Genomic DNA, 1,293 nt, shown 5'->3' with positions numbered 1-1,293 from the left:
TATTTGGCGGCGAGAGCGGCCCCCGCACGGTCCGCGCCGAGACCCAGCCGCCGCGCACAGCTCCGGCTCTGCACGACCGCCAGGCCCGCGACCGCCGCCCCGAGCACCAGCCAGCCCGCCGGACCGGGCCTGGGCGCGCTCGCGGTCCTGCTGGCCTCGGTGCTCTGGGGCACCACGGGCACCGCCGCGACCTTCGCGCCCCAGGTGGGGCCGCTGGCCATCGGCGCCGCCGCGATGGGCCTGGGCGGACTGCTCCAGGCCCTGCTGGCCGGGCGCCGGATCGCGAGGGCCCGTACGGAGCTGAGGGCGCAGTGGCGGATCGTGCTCGTCGGGGGAGCGGGCGTGGCGCTGTATCCGCTGGCGTTCTACACCTCCATGCATCTGGCCGGGGTCGCGGTCGGAACGGTCGTTTCCATCGGCTCGGCCCCGCTGGCCTCGGCCCTGATCGAGCGGTTCGCCGACGGGCGGCGCCTGTCCCGGAGGTGGCTGGCGGGGGCCGCCCTGGGGCTGGCCGGCACGGTGCTGCTCTGTGCGGCCGAGGCCGCGCAGGCCGGTACCGGGGCGGGCGCCGGCTCCGTCCGGGGGACCGTCGTCGGCGTGGCGCTCGGGCTGGTCGCGGGCCTGACCTACGCCGTGTACGCGTGGGCGGCGCACCGCCTCATCACCCGCTCGGTCACCTCGCGGGCGGCCATGGGCGCGGTGTTCGGTCTCGGCGGGCTGATGCTCGTACCGGTGCTGCTGGCCACCGGCGCACCGCTGGTCGACTCCTGGACGAACGCGGGCGTCGGGATCTACATGGCGCTGGTGCCGATGTTCACCGGGTACGTCCTGTTCGGCTACGGCCTGTCCCGGATCCCCGTCAGCACCGCGACGACCCTGTCCCTGCTGGAGCCCGCCGTGGCGGCGGTGTTCGCGGTGCTGGTCGTGGGCGAACACCTGCCGGTGCTCGGCTGGACCGGCATCGCGCTGGTCATCGCCTGCCTCGGCGTGCTGACCGTCCCCTCCCGCCGCTTCCGCGGCGCGGAAGCGGCGAAGGGGGAGCGGAGGGAGGCGCAGGAGCACGACTCGGATGCGCCGGAGTCCCGCGACGGGCTGGCCCTGGACGCCTGACGGCCGCCGCGCGGGGCCGGGGAGTCCCGGCGGTGCGTGGTCCGGCAGGCGGACGAGCAGCTGCACGAACCTGCCGCGTCCGGCCGGGACGCGGGCGCGAGCAGCGCACCGCCGCACGGCCGGGGCCGGCAGCGCGAACAGCGCATCGCCACCTGCTCCCCTCCCAGCCCTCTCCCCCTCTCC

1 protein-coding gene is annotated in these 1,293 nt (G+C 76.7%); it reads left to right on the top strand.

What is annotated here, in order from left to right; translation table 11 throughout:
• The first annotated feature begins 3 nt into the window (after positions 1 to 3).
• Positions 4 to 1,110: a DMT family transporter gene (locus AADR41_RS42090; protein WP_342287751.1), complete on the top strand. Its 1,107-nt coding sequence runs from the start codon at positions 4 to 6 to the stop codon at positions 1,108 to 1,110.
• Positions 1,111 to 1,293: the final 183 nt, after the last annotated feature.

Source organism: Streptomyces sp. CLV115, from assembly GCF_038448545.1.
GTDB classification, from domain to species: domain Bacteria; phylum Actinomycetota; class Actinomycetes; order Streptomycetales; family Streptomycetaceae; genus Streptomyces; species Streptomyces sanglieri.
The sequence above is the reverse complement of the archived record's forward strand: the minus strand, read 5'-3'. Positions and strand labels throughout refer to the sequence as shown.